Origin of the sequence: Anaplasma centrale str. Israel (assembly GCF_000024505.1) — a bacterium.
Taxonomy (GTDB): domain Bacteria; phylum Pseudomonadota; class Alphaproteobacteria; order Rickettsiales; family Anaplasmataceae; genus Anaplasma; species Anaplasma centrale.
Map to the genome: position 1 here is coordinate 284813 of NC_013532.1, position 17030 is coordinate 301842.

Annotated in this window: 8 protein-coding genes; 4 read left to right on the plus strand and 4 right to left on the minus strand. The window is 50.9% G+C overall.

What is annotated here, in order from left to right; genetic code table 11:
* The first annotated feature begins 185 nt into the window (after window positions 1-185).
* Window positions 186-4064, plus strand: a complete 3879-nt coding sequence (locus tag ACIS_RS01320; RefSeq protein ID WP_238523306.1) for a hypothetical protein — start codon at window positions 186-188, stop codon at window positions 4062-4064.
* 188 nt (window positions 4065-4252) lie between these two features.
* Window positions 4253-8311 (plus strand): hypothetical protein, encoded by a 4059-nt coding sequence (locus ACIS_RS01325; RefSeq protein WP_012880448.1) that lies wholly within the window; start codon window positions 4253-4255, stop codon window positions 8309-8311.
* A 183-nt stretch (window positions 8312-8494) separates the two neighbouring features.
* On the opposite strand, the gene ACIS_RS01330 is transcribed toward ACIS_RS01325, so the two are convergent.
* The 3 genes from ACIS_RS01330 to ACIS_RS01345 form a co-directional block, all read right to left on the minus strand.
* Window positions 8495-9178: a hypothetical protein gene (locus ACIS_RS01330; RefSeq protein WP_238523307.1), complete on the minus strand. Its 684-nt coding sequence runs from the start codon at window positions 9176-9178 to the stop codon at window positions 8495-8497.
* 493 nt (window positions 9179-9671) lie between these two features.
* Window positions 9672-10355 carry a hypothetical protein gene (locus ACIS_RS01335; RefSeq protein ID WP_041651120.1) on the minus strand — a complete coding sequence of 228 codons (684 nt, stop codon included), beginning with the start codon at window positions 10353-10355 and terminating at the stop codon, window positions 9672-9674.
* A 502-nt stretch (window positions 10356-10857) separates the two neighbouring features.
* On the minus strand, window positions 10858-12273 hold the full coding sequence (locus tag ACIS_RS01345) for a hypothetical protein (RefSeq protein ID WP_238523308.1): 1416 nt from the start codon (window positions 12271-12273) through the stop codon (window positions 10858-10860).
* 755 nt (window positions 12274-13028) lie between these two features.
* Here ACIS_RS01345 and ACIS_RS01350 point away from each other — a divergent pair.
* Entirely contained in the window at window positions 13029-15107 is a 2079-nt protein-coding gene (locus ACIS_RS01350; protein ID WP_238523309.1) for a hypothetical protein, read from the plus strand.
* 129 nt (window positions 15108-15236) lie between these two features.
* Here the strand turns inward: ACIS_RS01350 and ACIS_RS01355 are convergent, their stop codons facing one another.
* Entirely contained in the window at window positions 15237-16307 is a 1071-nt protein-coding gene (locus ACIS_RS01355; RefSeq protein WP_012880453.1) for a 5-(carboxyamino)imidazole ribonucleotide synthase, read from the minus strand.
* 121 nt (window positions 16308-16428) lie between these two features.
* Here ACIS_RS01355 and apaG point away from each other — a divergent pair, with 121 nt between their 5' ends.
* Complete coding sequence (gene apaG, locus ACIS_RS01360; RefSeq protein ID WP_041651122.1) at window positions 16429-16836, plus strand: Co2+/Mg2+ efflux protein ApaG; 408 nt, start codon at window positions 16429-16431, stop codon at window positions 16834-16836.
* Window positions 16837-17030: the final 194 nt, after the last annotated feature.

Below are 17030 nucleotides of genomic sequence, written 5' to 3' on the forward strand. Positions count from 1 at the left end.
CCGCCTCCGATTCATCCACTGCTGAAACACCCGCCTCTCCCGCTCAGAGCCCTGCATCCGCCTCCGATTCATCCACCGCCGCAGGATCCGCCTCTACCGCTTCGAGCCCCGCAACAACTTCCGCTCCAGGTCCTGAAGGCCCACCCGGTTCAGGACCAGGTCCCGGACTTGGGGGAGAGCCTGGTATGGGGGGTGAGGGCGAACAGAGCGGCCCCCTTGGTGGTGCGTGCTGGCTCACAAAACAGACTGTCAAACCGGTAGGTAGGGTCCGAAGCAGTGGCACGAATAATGCGGTACCTGCCGGTGCGGGCATAGACGTCTGTGCAGCTTGGCCAGCTTGTGATACGTGCTCACGCATGTATGAGGGAGACTGCAGACACGTGTATCCGTCCTTCGTCATGGTATACAGCGCGCACGACGATACCAAAGGTGCAGAACAGATCTGTGCATGTAAGGTGAAGTCATGCTACCTGCCCTGGGATTCTACAGAGTGGGAAAAAAACTGCTACCAGCAATTAGGATGCTTCGACAAGGCAGTTGCCACGGAGGCGGGGCCATTCTGTAATGTACTGCCCAGACACCACCGGCCCACAACCGTCAGGTTTGTTCCGCTGGAATTTTCCAAACAGAGCTATTGGATTCCAGGATTTGTCGCAATAGTCGAGAGCTGGGAACATAAAGACGGTGTCATGACCAAGAAAGTGAGTAAGCACGTAATCCACCCGGGCGGGAAACAGCCTGAAACTACATCCGGTAATGCTTCCAATGGCAGTCAAAGTGTGGGGACTACAACTGCTAGCAGTCCAGGTACCCAAGCGGCAGCAATTGCAATGAGTGATGTGTCCCAAGAAAGCCAGCCTGCGGCAACAGGCAGCCAACCTACGACGGCAAGTGCGTCTACGGAGGAAGAGAAGCAAAAGCACACATGGCACACCAATGGCGCGAGAATAGATGAGGAATCCAGGAATTACGACTTTGCCGACCATGGGAGCACATACTATTTGAAGGCACGCAGGGTGCACGACACTGTTTGTATAGGATACTACGGAGAGGATGCGGAGAGGAAATCCGAAATTTCCGGTGGATGCGTTCCCATTCCAGCAATGGAGCCCCCACTGGTATACCAGGCTTTCAAAGTGTATGATGATAAGCCTTACACGGGCCATTATAAAATACCGAATAGAAGCAATCTTTTTGCGGGTGAGCTTCGTGAGTGGGCATATACGTGTCCCATGGCAGTTTCAATCGCGAAAAATCACGACATGCTGCAGAAGGAAGGGAATACAGGAAAGTACAAAGTTGATTTTTACTGGGGTGGATACAAGCTGTGGCCAGACTGTATGGCTATTGCTGTAGATAAGCGTCAGGGGACCTGCAACTGCTTTGCTGGCGAAGAGAAGTTTGGTGACTGCGACACAAGGTGCAACGCCAATACCCCCGAAAGTGTGCCAACCTGTATTCTCGGTTTATATGAGGGCAGGGAGCGTATAATACGGAAGGAGAAAAAGCTAACAAGACGAGAAATAAGTTCCGAGCAGAGTAGGGCGGAAAGGAACATTAAGCGCATGGTAAAGAATGCATTTGGCCGCAGCTGTGTCTTCGAATACAAACAATGCGTTAGATTTAACGGAACAACGTGCCACGATGAGGAGGAGCGTTCCGAAGACTGGAGCGGTAAATATTATGACAAGCCACGAGACATGTTCGTGGGTTATGCAACCACGCAATTTGCAAGCGGGCAGGGAAAGAAGGACGAGCAGCAACACAAGGAAAAAAGCAGCGCAAAGTTTTTTGGGGTTACCGCAGACCCGGCACTGCGAGAAATGAAGGGATATTGTGCTGATGTTGAAGATAGAGAGGGAAAGAACAGAGTCTGCTGGTACCACACTACTGAGGGTGCAAAAGCCAATGTTCTATGCGTGGCCGGTATGGGGTCTGATATTCCTGCATATGAGATCCGGAGCAAGAATGATGGCGGTGTAGCGCGTACTTGGCTCAGAAAGCAACCGAAAGTTTTGCGGCGCTATGTCCTGGTGGACGTGGGAAATGACACCAGAAGGGTGGCATGTGATGATAAGTATTCTGTGGTTCTGGATTCCTTGGGTCAGGATATTCTGGACAAAACGACGGTGCGAAATGGACAGTATATATTTCCCGCAGAATTTCTCGAACGTAGCTTCGTCAAGGGTGGCAGTGACCCGTGTTCTAGTCCCGATGCCAAGATAGTATACTATTACGAATCTGGCGGATTTACCTCTGACCCCGGTGTTCTTTCTAGATGTAGCCACCCAGTTACCCAGTACTATGGCTCTGGGAAAGAGGTGAAAGGCTGTGCATATGAGTACGTAAGTATGGATGACTATCGCCCACTCACATTCGGTGAAATTGCACCTGCACACGACGACGCCGCGCCTGCGGCAGCTGGTGCTGCCCTGGCGCGCGACAGCGCTGTGCAAGCGCATGCAAACGTGGCGGTTCAGTCAAGCGCTGTGCAGGCTGACAGTGCGACGCAGACGACGACTGTAGACGAAGTACCGAAGAAGAAGCCAACTACCGAACTCGAATTGAGGCCTCTCAACCCATATGACCGCGGATTGTGTATCGACAACTTTCCTAGACATTGGTACGAGCCGAGATACATTTTCAGTAGTGGAGAACAAGACGAGGTGAGGAATACGGATGATCCGACTGTTATCAAGGACTACGTCATGCTTAAATTCAAAGCCGAAGACAAAAACCAGCCGAGGGGATGCAATTTCTACCGTATTGAAGCATGGGGGGGCGGTGAGGCTGCTGCGACGACTGCGATGGGTGAGCGCAGATCTGGAAGGCCCGGACAATATTCCATGGTGGTACTGCGCAACCCTAACTGCACGGATGAAGGGTGCAAAGCTTTTTCGGAGAACAAGGGTAGTAGGAATGTCAAGGACTTGGAGCTCTCCATTGAGGTTGAGGTTGGGGAAGGAGGGAAAAGCGGCAAGAACAAAAAGAACCCCACAACAGGAGAGAATCATGACCTTGGAGTGGGCGGCGACACCATAGTGAAGTTTTGTGTCTGTGCAAGTGGCAATTGTACAAGCGCGTCAAGTGGTCAAAACGCTAACAGTAATAGTAATGGTAAGCGGTGTTACACAATCATGACAGCAGTGGGGGGCGGCAGTAAACGTGCCGGAACTCTAGATGAGAGCGCCATTAAGAATCTGGTGGTGAGCTATCGGACTATCACTGGAGATGTGCTGGCAGACGACGATGGAGCCACTAAATTGCTGCTGGAAGGGCGCGCGATGTTTACGAAATTCCCGCTGGAAATGAACTTTCCGCTGTATGACCAGGAAGGCAAGATAAAGGAGTGGCTGGGTTTGATCGCGGAGCATTTTCGTGGTAGAAGCTTGCCCAGGGAGTTATGCACGTGGAAAGACATGTATTACATCTATCGCAGCTTCGGTGATTTCTTTATTCCGGGTATGGGGGGATGCTGGAAAGATGGAGAAGTCAAGCCAGGGTTTGGCGAGAGCGGAGCCGCGATGATTACCTGTGAATTGTGGGGTGACACAGGAACTCTCCCCACATTCGGCGATGGAAAGAAAACGCCTGGTGGCGCACGGAGTACCGGCGGGCATCACCCTGCACCGTCGACTGCCGCCCCACCAGCTGCCGCTAAACCCGCTGTTACTAAAGCCGAGGCTACTAAGCCGGTTGCAACCGGGGCTAGGGCGCCAAAGCCCGCTGAATCTGCACCCAAAGTTACTCCTAAGAGGTGTGACGGCTTGCCGCAGGGCAGTTGTGAGGAAGTCAGCGGCAAAGCGCAAATAAAAATAACATATAAGTACTGTCCATGGTGGGCTAGGTTCCAGACTAGCTCATGGGAGGACAGTTACTCCTGTACCGGAGGCATAAAAACGTATACTGACTGGTTTAATAGTGTGCAGGCGTTTGAAGCGTATAGAAATACTTGGGTGAGGGTGAAGTACATGTGGGGCTGCGACGATAAGTCGTGTGTGCATTACAGAGAGGGCTACACCAATTGCGGGAGTGGTAAAAACTATTGCAAAGATAAAAGATAAAAGAAGGCGTTAACCCAGCTCAGGGTTTGTGGGGCATCTCTATAAATTGGTAATGTGTGTAGATGTCTTACTCGATCTCAAGTTAGGTACACTACCATTACCTTCACGCCTCGGTTGTATAGTGGATTAAGCAAATTTTAGCGTTGCTGAGTTACCGTACGTGGGCACGTGTTCTGGTGGGTTAGTGAATGTTGTTTTGGGATAGGTGGCGCCACGTTTTCGCTGCCGTGGCTGTAGCGCTTCTCCTATCCGGTACGCCCTGCACAGCGGGAGCCGCCGCTGGCTCCTCTACTCTTGCACGAAGAAGCTCCGATACCGCGCGTGAGTTTAAGAATACTCCGGTCAGCACCTGTCGGCTCGGTGTCCAAGGTGTGTCCTTGGCTGAGGAGGTGTCAGACACCAGCTCATCAACGCCACTGCTGGCTGCTAAGCTGAAAGTTTGTGGGGCGTGGCCGGCCTGCGGCACCTGCGTGCGCATGTATGAGGGGGACTGCAGGTATGTGTTTCCCACTTTTGTAATGACGTATGGCGTGAAAGATCAGACTGGGCCGGGAAAGATCTGTGCGTGCAAAGCGCTCGCATGCAATCTCCCCTGGGATCCTAGTGGCTGGAACAGAAGTTGTATGCAAGAGTTGGGGTGCTTTAATAAGCCACTTGTGCGCGATGCTGGACCCTTCTGTAATGTGCTACCCGGTCGCAAGAGGTCAGCTAAGGTCAGGTTTGTTCCGCTGGAATTTTCCAAACAGAGCTTTTGGCGCCCGGGATTTGTGGCAATAGTCGAAAGTTGGGAACAAGATAGGGAGAGCAGCAAGGTGCTCCACCGCAAAGTCAGAAAGCATATAATCAACCCGGGCAGAAGCAGCCCGGTCTTTGAAGGCATTATCGGCCAGAAGGATGAGTATGAATGGCATACAAAGGGTTGGAAGGATGTTAAGGAAGAACAGGAGTGGGCGATTTCCGAGCAGGAGAAGAGCTACTCCTTTTCTGATGGTGGGGTTACACACTATTTGAAGGCAAGGAGGGAGCAAGATGCCGTATGCGTAAGGTACTATGGCAACGACGAGGCCATGAGTACCGAGCTTTTTGAAGAGTGTTTGCCGATTCCGCCCATGGAGTTGCCCAGGATCTACCAAGCCTATAGCCTCACGGATTCGGTGGGGCGGGGCTATAAGCGTGACGAGTATATTGTGCAACATTGTAAGAGCAGCGCCGCCAGCAGAACTGAGTATCGTATCAGTAACAGTAAATCTGATAAGTATATGGTTCAGTTCATCAGGGGCGAGAATACAGTAAAAAGTGCAGCAGAGCGCCTTGATCTGAACAACAATAGTCGCCAGGATGAGTCCGACCGGGCGTTCGTGCAACACCTCAAGAAACACACAAGCGGTACTAATACAAGCGGCAGGTGGGTGGTGTCGGATGAAGACGGTACATGGGTGATACATGAAGAGAAGATTGTAGAGAAAGAAGATTCTCCAACCCTCGCCGAGTGGTACAGACAGCACATCACCAATACAGACCGCATAACCAGATCTTCTGGGTTCGACACGTGTGAGCGTAAGCTCAGGGAATGCGTGCAATTCGGTGGCAAGAGTATGTGTGTGGATATCGACAACAAGTCGAGTGATAGCAGAATATCAAGTACCTTACAGCTTTTGCGCGGGACTAGCAGCCAAAAGTGGAAAACTGACACTAGCTACTACAAACACCCTGTGGGGGCGTTTTTTGGGTATTCCTCCATAGATTTTATGCATCAGAAAATCACGGAAATAGCAAAAGAACACGGTGGTAATGCCAACAAGGTAGAGTTTGTCGGTGTTGCTGCGGGTCCGAACCGCGAACTTGGAGGTGTTTGCGATAAGACGAGCGATGATAGCGGTGACAGCAAGTGTGAGTATTACGTGGTGAAGACCGGTAAACCCAGGGTCATGTGTATTACGGGTATAGGATCGGGGACTGATATCTCTGATTACGAAATTGCTAATAATGCCAATGATGGGGGTATATCCCGCACGTGGCTCAGGAAGCAGCCTAAAATGTTGAGGCGCTACGTGCTGGCAGGTGAGGGTGACGATGCGAGGAGGGTCGTGTGTGACGACAGGTACTCTATGAATTTGCAGCTTCTCAGTCAGCCTATTTTGGACAGCATTGTGGTAAAAGATGGGCGCTTTGTGGTGCCCAAGACGCTATCTGGTGGAACCAGATCAAGTGGTGGTAAGGGCAATCCTTGCGCACGTGCTGATGCAAACACTGTGTACTATTACGAGTCAGGCAGGTTTACCACTGAGCCGGGTAGCCTCACTGGGTGTGCTGACCTAAACACGCAGTACTATGCACCGGGGAAAAAGATCGAAGGTTGCACATACGAATACGTAAGCATGGATGACTACCGCCCAATATCGCTCGGAGGGCGCGTCAGTATGGGGGCGGGTTACGACTTGCCATCTAGGGTCCCTGCCGGAGATAAGGCTGCAGAAGAGGGAAGCGACCCAGCGGTTAAGTTACAGCCCCTGAGCCTTTATGATCGTGGTTTGTGTATAGATGACTTTTCCAGGTATTGGTATGAGCCGGAGTACAAAATTGAAAGCGAGAAGGTACAAACAGTTGCCAAGGAGTACGTGGTACTGAAGTTTGAAGCTTCCAGCGGGAACCGTATAACCGGAACTTTGCCATCGCAAAACAACAAGTGGTGCCAGTTCTATAAGATTGAGGCATGGGGAGGAGGCGAAGCTGCTGCAATAACCGACATAGGTGCACGCAGATCCGGAAGGCCGGGCCAGTACGTTGTCGGGATACTGCGCAATCCCAGCTGTGATGGCAACTATAACTGCGACGTGTTTGCTCATCACAGTAAGCAACATGGAATCAGGATCAGTGACCTGGAGTTTTCGGTCAAAGTTGATATTGGGGAGGGCGGCGAACATGGCAAGCCTAAGAAGGAGGAAAGCCACAAACAACACCCAGTTAAGTATGTTCGAACTCCAGACTCAAAGGATTACGGTGCCAATACAGGTGCCGGTGGTGATACGGTAGTGAAATTCTGTGTGCAGAAAAAAAGCTCCGCTAGAAACCAGAACGGCGCTCAAAATGGCACGCAGCACAGTCAGCAAGATAGGGAGCAGTGCTATGAAATCATGCGGGCTGTGGGTGGAGGGAGCACGCAGGCCGGGGTGCTGAATGTCAAGGCGATTAAGGACTTGATGGTCAGCTACCGCACTATCACTGGAGACGTGCTGGCAGGCGATGATGGGGCTACCAAATTGCTGCTGGAAGGGCGTGCAATGTTCACGAAGTTTCCTCTGGAGATGAATTTCCCACTGACGCGGGAGAAAGAACAAGTGTTGGAGGTGAAGGAGTATTTCGAAGGACGCAGCCTGCCCAGGAGCTTGTGTAAGCGAAGGCTTAGGTACTCTAAGTGGCGTGAGAATGAGGTCTTTGTTCCGGGTATGGGAGGATGTTGGGACCAGGATGGTGATGCTACGCCCGGCTTGGGAGAAAGTGGTGCTGTTATGATCACCTGTGAGCAGTGGGATACCGTAGGGACACAAGAACTTGCGCCTGATGAAAGGAAAGACACTGAATCCGAAGAGGCATCAGGGCGTAGTCGAGAGGAAAAGAAACTTGGTGAAGCTGACGAGGGGTCGTCTACCGAGACGACGTGGAAGCCTGGGTCTGCTGGTACGTCTGGTGCTCAGCGGCCTGATGCGCAGAAGTCTAAGGGACAAGAACCCAAGGAGGCGAAGCCGCAAGGGACTAAGCCCGGGACGATGCCTGAGGGAGCAAAATCTGCTGCGGGTGAGACCACAGCAGCAGGAAGACGCACCACCAGGTCTACTACAGGTGGGGCGGCTGCTGGGTCTGGGGTTAGGCATCTGAAAATTGAGAAACCTAAGCCTGCACCAAAACCCAAACCTCAGCCTAAGCCTGCTCCGCCAGAGTGGCCGGCGAAGAAGAAGTACCTGTACTGTCCGTGGTATGCTTGGTGGACCATAGGTAGCGGTCACTACAGTTGCATGGGAGGCCTGCAGGAGTACGAAGAAGTGTTTAAGAGTGAGGAGGACTATGAATACTTCCTGGCTAAACAGTTCAAGGTGCGGCAAATGTCCGGCTGCGACGATAAGCAGTGCATACACTTCGAGGAGGGTTACACGAATAATCGCTACTCTCCGGAGCGGTCTTGGTGGAAGAAAAAGGAGGAGCTGGACAAGAAATATAAGCGGGGAATGTACAGCAAAACAGGGCGGTAGAAGTGCCTGGTGGGATGTACGGGTTTTTGATAACACATCGGGTTCTGGTACTGCGCATAGGCCGGATAGCGGCTGGGTCCCTAATCCGTCCGTGTTTCAACCTCGTGTTTAGGCGCTGTCACATCGTTTTAGTGTGGGGGTTTGCCGCGCGTGCATTTGTGTATTGGGTATGTACGTGGCACACTAGGCCGCTGCCCTTAGCTGACCGTGTGTGGTGTGCGGAGGGTCTCCTACAACAACAGCCCCTTTGTGTAGAGATACCACAGGAACCTTAGCAGAATACAGATCAGCAATACTCTGAATTACTGAACATACTGAGATCAAGATAGAAAATGCCATCAGTGCATATGGGAGGAATGCGCAAGCACAAGCGGCAACTGTACCAGCAGTAGCCGCAGCACCCGCAACACTAACTCCGAGGAGAGTACCTACACCATCTACAACAGGTTCAAGGAAGCTCCATATACTAGCAACCAAGCCGTTACCACCTGCACCAGCAGCAGCTGCAGTACCTGCAGCTGTTATACCATCACCTACAGCAGCTGCTACACCATAACCTACTGCCTCCCCCGTTACGGCCTGAACCACACCATAACCTACTCTCTTACCAACCTCTGACATCTTAGGATTAGGAGTTACAGGAGTAAGAACAGGTTGTAATGATTGAACAGTAACTAATCCTTCTTCCTTTACTTGTTTAACTTGCTTACAAGATCTAACTAAATCCCTTATAGAAAATCCTGTTATCACTGCCCATAATACTGCAGCTACGCCAGCCATTGCAACCATCCATGGACTTGTTAAAGCAACAGTCCCTGCAACACACAGTGCTGCTATAACACTACATACCATCAGCAGCATACCCATATTCATGAGCACCCCAGACACACCCTCAACAGCACTCTAGCCATGGAGGACAGGGCTGTGTGTAGGTGGGGGGATAATAAAGATCAGCACCAATTTGAACAGCAGTACATACTGAGACTAATGCAAAGAATGCTATCAGCACATATGGGAGGAATGCTAGGGCTGTGTGGTTGGGACATAGATCAGCGATGGTTTGAATGATTGTGCAGATATTGACCAATGTAGAGAATGCCATCAGTGCATAAGGAATGAATGCTAGTGCTGGGTGGTAGCGCAGAGGCCAGCCTAACTCCTGTATAACTGGGCTTCAGTAAATGTGAGATGGTAGCACACAACCTTATGGAGAATACTGCGATAGTATTGGGAGACTCAACACATCCTCAACAGCTGCAACCATCCATGGGCTACCAACAGCCCCTGCAACACACAGTGCCGCTATTGCACCTATCCTTCAGCAGAGACTCCGCTGCAGTCGCGCTCGGCTCAATCTTTTTTACCTTTCTTGAATCACTGTAGATGCCAGTGTTACTAGCTTATCACCAGTAAATGTCATGACCTTTACCAAGTGAGAAGGTGGTTTTCCTGACGTTGATACCGCAGTGGTAGGTTGTTGTGGTATGGACGCTGCTATCCTCTTCCAGTATCCCTGAGACAGCGCTCTTTGTAAAGAGGTCCCTCCCAGGGACACTTTGCACCCGTCAAAGTCCAACTTTTCCCCTTTTTTGCCACATGTCCGCTGATACCGAGGTTCTACCTCCACCTTCCCAGCTGCATGGACAGACACAGCAACCTCCTGCTTGGTTGGTGAGGCTCTCTTAGGCAGCCAATGCACTGTCAGTACTAATACACCCTCTGTCACTGTATAATCTCTACCGGAACCTTGCACTATCACATTACGAGGTTGGTCAGTATTGTGACGGACTTGCATATCATCATTGTTCACTGCACTGACGAAAACAGAAGTGCGTTTGCCGCCGTCATCCCAAGTGATATGATTGCCTGCAGTGATGGAAGCCGCTGAGCATTGCTGATGCTGTGCGGGTTGTGGCACTTTGGCTGCAGATTGCTGCTGATAAGATCGCGACCCTGCAGCAGTCACCCCAGCTGGTGCACCACTCCTGTAACTTGTTGCAGAAGTATGTGCTACGGGGTGTTGCTGATGGTCCCTATATTCCACGCTCCCCCCCCCCCGAGATGTTTCACCTTGTACCTCGAAGCAGTACGCCCAACTATTGCAGCTACAGCAGACGAATGTTGCACCAAGCAGGAGGGGAACAGTCACTATAGGTACAGGCAACCACCTGGCAATTTTCCAGAAGGGACTTCGTGCTGGCTTTTCTCCTCCATTACGCCGGCGAATATACTCCTGTGCAGCAGCTAGAGGAAGGACTGTTAGTAATGCACCTAGGGCAGCAAACTCTAAGGGGACCAAAGCCCATGGGAGGGGAGTATTTTTCACCATGGTGCAAATATCCTGCCGCCACATTCCCACTGCCTCCTGGATGTATAGTTAGATCTTGTGTGCTAGTAGGTGCAACCACCAAAGGGGTGGCCTCCATAACACGTAATGGGGATTCTATATCCCTACACTTTCAGTGCAAGCACTGGGCCACAATCTATCACACTGTGGTTAATATTGCAACAGTTTTACAACTGCCAGATGTGAGATCTACGTATTTCTAGTTGCCAGTCTGCAACGCAACATCATACATGTGTGGCAGCATAGCAGCTGTGGGACCGTCAATCTTGCTACTTAAAACTTCTTCCTGTACCTCATTACAACTCATCTTACGCACCCAGGCTATCACACCATAAAGTAGTAGTGCTGCAGGTGGAGCAACGGCACCCAGCATTGCATAATTCCGCATGAGAAAGGCTGCACTGCAAATCATCACAGCACTGATGGCTGCTACGAGTGTTGTGTGTTTTGGATCTGCAGCTGTAGGTGGAGTGCATGGCCTGCTGGTCATGTTTCTATCAGCAGGGTTGTTATGCTTAAAATCGCTGTGACCGCGGGTAGGGTCATCATGCGGACTAGCGGGTGCGCTCTTGGGCTGTAGGGAGTTGCCCTTTGAAAAAGTGCTGCGTGCTCGGTCTGCCACCTGGTGGGAAATACGTTGCTTGCCACGAGGCTGGGAGGAGGGTATCCGCGCCAAATAGATATCCACCGCAATATGTATCAGCAGGCATAACGAGCATGCAACAGATAGTGCTATGAGCGCATGTGGTAGGTACGCAGCGGTACTGACGGTGCCTATGATGCCAGTGGTGTGTGTTGTAGCTGCTGCGGTTCTGGCAGCTGTGGTCATGCCCCAAGAAATGGCAAATGCTTCGCTGGCCTTAGCAGCAAAGGGCACTATTAGTGCAGCCACTGCCGCGGTTGAAGTTGCTGCTATTGCGGTTATGCCGGAAATTTTGATAGCGAGGTTTGCGTGTTTTACCTGTGTGACTGCTTTATCGGTTGCCGTCTTATCTTCCGGTGGTATTGCCGGCATTGTACTGCGGTTTGCGGCTCTAGCGGCTATTGCTGCAAATAAAGCTGTGACTACCGCAGAAATTACAGCGGCTGCTGCGGCAACTATGGCGACTTTTGCTGTACCAAAAGCGTCAGTGCTATAAACGTCGGCCCCAACAAAGGCAACTGAGGAATTGAAGATTCTGGCAATGGCGACCCCAACAACAGTGGCAAGAGCGGTGAAAGTGGCGATCATGGCGAGAGATGCGACGCTATTGGCAATTTCTGCTATGACATCCCCGTGCTTACTCCCACGTATACGTTGCTGTCTACGTGTGTTGGCTGCCGCTTCAGAGTGGGGAGTCACAGAAGTGAGAATAGGCTGTAATGGCTGGACTGCTGGTGATTCTTCCTTCCCCGCTTGTTTAACTTGCTTGCAAGATTTGACTAAATCTCTTACCGAGCAAAATACGATGCACGCTGATAACAACGCTACTGCGGCGCAAACAGTGGCGGCATTGGTGGCAGAAAGCGAAAATATCCTTGCAGCTGCACTGAAATACATGAGCACCGCAAGAAAAACCGCAAGAATGCTGAGGGATGCTAGCAATATACCCATACTTATGAGCACTCCAGACACAGCATGGGCAGTGTTTGCCACTGCAATATGATGTGCATGCTTTGTACTGAGACTCGTCATTCTTCCTAACTAGAATCGCGCAAGCGTGATAGACTCCAACTTAACCAACTCGTCATTGTAATCAAACGTAAAGACTTCCACAAGGCGAGAGCCAGGCCTCCCAGTTGGTTGGGGGGGGGGGGAGAAGAGTGGATTGCGTGTGGGGTGGGTTGGACTGCGCGCGTAAGTGGGACTTTCCCCGTTTCTCCGGTAGTTTCCAGTGGCCGAGAGCAGTGCCGTTTGTAGTGGGTTGGAGTGGAGTGAATGACGTGTGGAGCAGGACTGGTGTGTGAGGTGGATGGCGTGTGTGGAGTAGGGCTGGTGCGTGGAGTAGACTGTGCGTGTGAGGTGGTGCGTGCAGTAGGCTGTGCATGTGCAGTGGATCGCGTGTGTGGAGCAGGGCTGTGTGCATAAAACTGGCACGTGGAGTAAGACTATACAACTCACTGCTCAACTTTTTGTGGGGTTGTTCCGGAGCATATATAAATGAGGCCTTTGCGCGGTGCATGCCGGAATTTCCTTTAGCGCTTGTATGATTAGCGCTCGGAAATGATAGCGCGGCTCCGTAACATCATTGTCTGTAGTATGGATTTCTTAACCCTTCCGCATTAAGACATGCGGCTTTTGGTAACGCGCCGTCTATGTACCATCGTGCAGCAAAAGCCGTATGCGTGTCTATTCTGGGTTTTGTACTATCCTGTGTGGTAAGCCCGTGTGTGTATGCAGCGGGACCCAGGCTCATAAACTTTACCAATCCCCATATTGCCAAGAGCAAGGCTGGGGCGGATAATTCAAGGGAGCAGTTTTTTAACCCAAGCGTGCACTTTTGCCATATGCGCCAGTGCGTTTCTGCCGGTCCGGGAGCGAGCGTCAGAATACCTGGGTACCGTAGCCGCGACATACAGACAATGAGGGACTATTACACAGCGATTACCACGAGGGCTATGCCTCCCGTCCTGCCGAACGCTATTGAGTACTGTGGGTCAGTATATTTTGATGAAGAAAGCGGAGACCTATGTGCCTGTGTCTCGGAATATTGTCACAATAGCATGTACGCCATGCATGGCAACATTAAGTGTAAGCATTCCGCCTGTAGGCCCTTGATACCTGCAGATGCTCCAGGCTTTTGTGACTTTTTGCCTGGGAGGAAAAGTGTGAAGTTTGTTCCGGTATCGTTCGCCAACCAGAACTATTTTCGTCCAGGTATTCGGGTTGTAAGCTACACCGATGAGAATAAAGGTACGTCCCCTTCTGTTGGGCGTAATTTATACCTGAACCTGGAAGCTGGGGAGACCAAAAAAGAGTTTACAGTGACTCTGCTGGGTAGCACCTACGTCATTGATGTTGAGAAAAAAATGCGCGAAGACGTGATATGCGGTACGTACAAGGAAGGAGGCGTGAATGTATACACAGAGTGCGTGCCCACGCCTTTTTTACCCAAACCCACAGTTTACAGGGTGCGCAACAAACGCAATGCAATCGGGGTGAAGTTTCCCGGGTGTCGCAACGAGAAGAAGTGTGTTTTTGAGTTACGGGTAGGCCAAACAATGACCTTTCCTGCCGCGTTGTCGGCTATAATCCCGGTTGTGTCAGATGATTACATGTTTGAGCAATATGCCAAGTGTCCGAAGAAAGTTGTATCTGACCCCATGAAGGTTAAAGTGGTGCGAGCTGGGCATATGTTGTGCGGGGATGGCTCTAAACCTGAGCTCTTATACCTGTCGGGTGATAAGAGCAACCTCAGGTGCCTGGTGATTAACCAACAGTTTGCTCCCAGCGCGGGGGTTTATAGGGATATTGGGCTTAAATTTGGCACCTATGGTGGTGGAGTATATTCAGTAATTACATACTGCACGGAGTGTGCGCTACACATGGCTCAATATCGTGCCATGATCAGAACCGAACAGGGACGTGTCAGCATTGCGGATTATGCACGGCTGGCTGGCAGGTACGCAGAAGGGCGCGAAGTACTAGACCTGCTTGTGGGAAAAACTACGGTTGACTTGGGGGCTGGTGAAAGAAGTTTGGTCAGTGAAGGGTGCGCCGGATTTCCTGACATACCGCTACGGGAGAGGCAGGAATTGTTGGATGCGCTAATTCCTGGCCCGCAAGGAATTTTATATCTACCGAAAGATGATATAAAAAGGATGGGTATTGTGGGTAACGTAGAGAGATTCTGCCCAGATTTGGACAAAGTGCCTATGCGGTATTCAGCCCCCCTACATAAACACAAAACAGCGTTAGATGCGCAAACCATAGAAGTTGGTGATCCGTACGAACAAGGCCTATGCATACTGGCATCAAAGAAAGCTAAAATACATGCCGCAAGCGATTCGTACACCGGACCAAGTGGCCAAAGAGAGATACACAACATACCGAAATACCAGTACGCAAAAAGTGGAATCTTCAAGGGCTGTCAGTTTTTGAAAGCCGAGCTGTACGAGATGGGTGTGAGCGAAAAGGCTGTGCACTTGGTCAAAAACCTTGCCCCGCAGGACACACTGACTGCAATATTCAATATAAGACATAACTCCAGTTCTATGCGGTTGCAAACCCTACTGAAGCTGTGTGTAGGCCCCGTGGATCTAACTGATCTGACAAGCCATGAGAGCAGTGACTGCATCATATTGCCGGCTGAGAGACGTGGCAGCGCTCATCCTACCCCCTACAGAATGAGTACAGCATATAACGCGGGCAATAGCAGGCTTGAAGTTCTCTACAGTAGCAGCCTGCCGTATGAATTGCCTGCAGATCTGCCAGACTCTGGCATCATAAAACTGCACTGTGTTGATTAAAGCGAACTGCATTGTCACACAGGGCTGAACCATCGCGTAATTTTACAGCCCCACCACAAGTGTTGGTGAAAACCCAGCTCTTGCGTTGGGTAGCCATGGGGCCAACCACAATATACGATAGGCACTTGCCTAATAATCGAGAATATTTACGTGCCCCATCTTTCTGCGCTGCCTAGGTTCTAATTTGCCATATATGTGTACGCTACTATTCGAATGTGAGTGTGTTTGGTAGACTGCGGCCGTGTCACCAAAAACGTTTTTTGTGACGCAAGGCGCAAGCAACTGCACTTTCCGAAGCGGCAAGCCACACGCCGCGCGCACTAGCTGCTCAAATTGGCTAACATTGCACGCATCCATGCTCCAATGGCCGGAATTATGCGGGCGTGGCGCTATCTCATTTACCAACAATGATCCGTCTGTTGTAATAAAAAACTCAACAGCTAAAATTCCCACAATGCCAAGCGAAGTTGCTATGGTGATGGCCATCTCTGCCGCCTGCTCATGCACGGAACGCTTGACTTGTGCGGGGACGATTGATCTATCCAAAATGCCGTCAACGTGATAGTTTTGGGCAATTGGAAACAGCTCGTGTGATCCGTCCGCTGCCACAGCAATAATCAGGGAGATCTCTTCGTGAATATCGACAAACTTTTCCAAAATATAGCTGCGGCTCCAATCTAGGGATGACGCCCCGGCGATATCGCTGCTGCTTTTTAGCGTGTACTGCCCCCTGCCATCGTATCCTAGCTCTGCGGTCTTGAGTAGGCATGGGTAGCCAATGTCGTCAATGCTACCTAGAAGTTCTGCGTGGCTGTTCACTACCGCAAAATCCGCTACCGGGATGCCAAGATTACGTATGTGCTGCTTTTCTCGTATCCTGTTTTGCGCAATATGCAGTGCAGCTCTGCCCGGATACACGGGGACTTTTTCTGCAATGATGTCTATTGCACTAATGGGTATGTTTTCAAATTCTATTACCGCGAGGTTAATTGCAGATGCAAAATCCGACAGTTTGCTGCCATCACTAAAACTCCCAATGGTGGAGGTGTTGGTAACGAAGACTGCTGGGTCATCATGGTGTTCTGCAAATACGTGGGTCCTGTAACCCATTTTTGATGCGGCTAGGGACGTCATCTTACCGAGTTGTCCTCCGCCCATGATGCCAATGATGGTACCAGTGTGGACATATGATTTTGGCATGTGATAGCGATTGATGTAGAAACAAAAAGCAACTATAATTATACCGCTGGGGGGAGATACTTCAATTAGGGTCTGGTGGACCACGCGTTTGTTTTTCGAAGTTGTGGGGTGGTGCTGCGCTATGACGACGCCTAGATGTAGTGGTGCGACTGGTCTGATAGAAGTTGAGGTAACACCGAGCTACCTCGAGGAGCATTCGATGCCGCACGAGAATTGCTACATATGGCTTTACAGCGTCAGGATCAAGAATGTCAGTGATTCTACTGTACAGCTGTTGAAGCGTAGCTGGAAGATAATAGATTCTAAAGGCATGATAAACGAAGTCAGCGGGTCTGGTGTGGTGGGCCGTCAGCCCGTGCTAAAGCCCGGGGGGTTTTTCGAGTACACTAGTGGTACGTGCCTCAGTACGCCGTCCGGGGTTATGAACGGGTGGTATCAATTCGTGGATGAAGACAAGGCGCAGGTCTTCTATGTGGACGTGCCTACTTTCTCGCTTGATAGCCCTTATGATATCGTAAGGCTTAACTAGGCCACTTCCGCTGGTGCTGCTGTGCGGTAGGCGCGGCGCACATCCGTCTGTTTCGTGTGCATAGCCGCAAACGGCGCCCCATTCTTACGGCTTCATGGCCTGAGCTCTACTAGCCTCGTTGCAGTAGCTACGCATCTGTACCCTGTATGGAGCGAGCTCGTGTCTGTGGGCGCCTGTTTTCACTGCATTTTCAC

What these genes read in the sequence shown, in the direction of transcription:
- ACIS_RS01320 (WP_238523306.1), top strand. Translation starts at nt 186, where the DNA reads ATGGGGGGTGAGGGCGAACAGAGCGGCCCCCTTGGTGGTGCGTGCTGG.
- ACIS_RS01325 (WP_012880448.1), top strand. Translation starts at nt 4,253, where the DNA reads ATGTTGTTTTGGGATAGGTGGCGCCACGTTTTCGCTGCCGTGGCTGTA.
- ACIS_RS01330 (WP_238523307.1), bottom strand. Translation starts at nt 9,178, where the DNA reads ATGGGTATGCTGCTGATGGTATGTAGTGTTATAGCAGCACTGTGTGTT.
- ACIS_RS01355 (WP_012880453.1), bottom strand. Translation starts at nt 16,307, where the DNA reads ATGCCAAAATCATATGTCCACACTGGTACCATCATTGGCATCATGGGC.
- apaG (WP_041651122.1), top strand. Translation starts at nt 16,429, where the DNA reads ATGACGACGCCTAGATGTAGTGGTGCGACTGGTCTGATAGAAGTTGAG.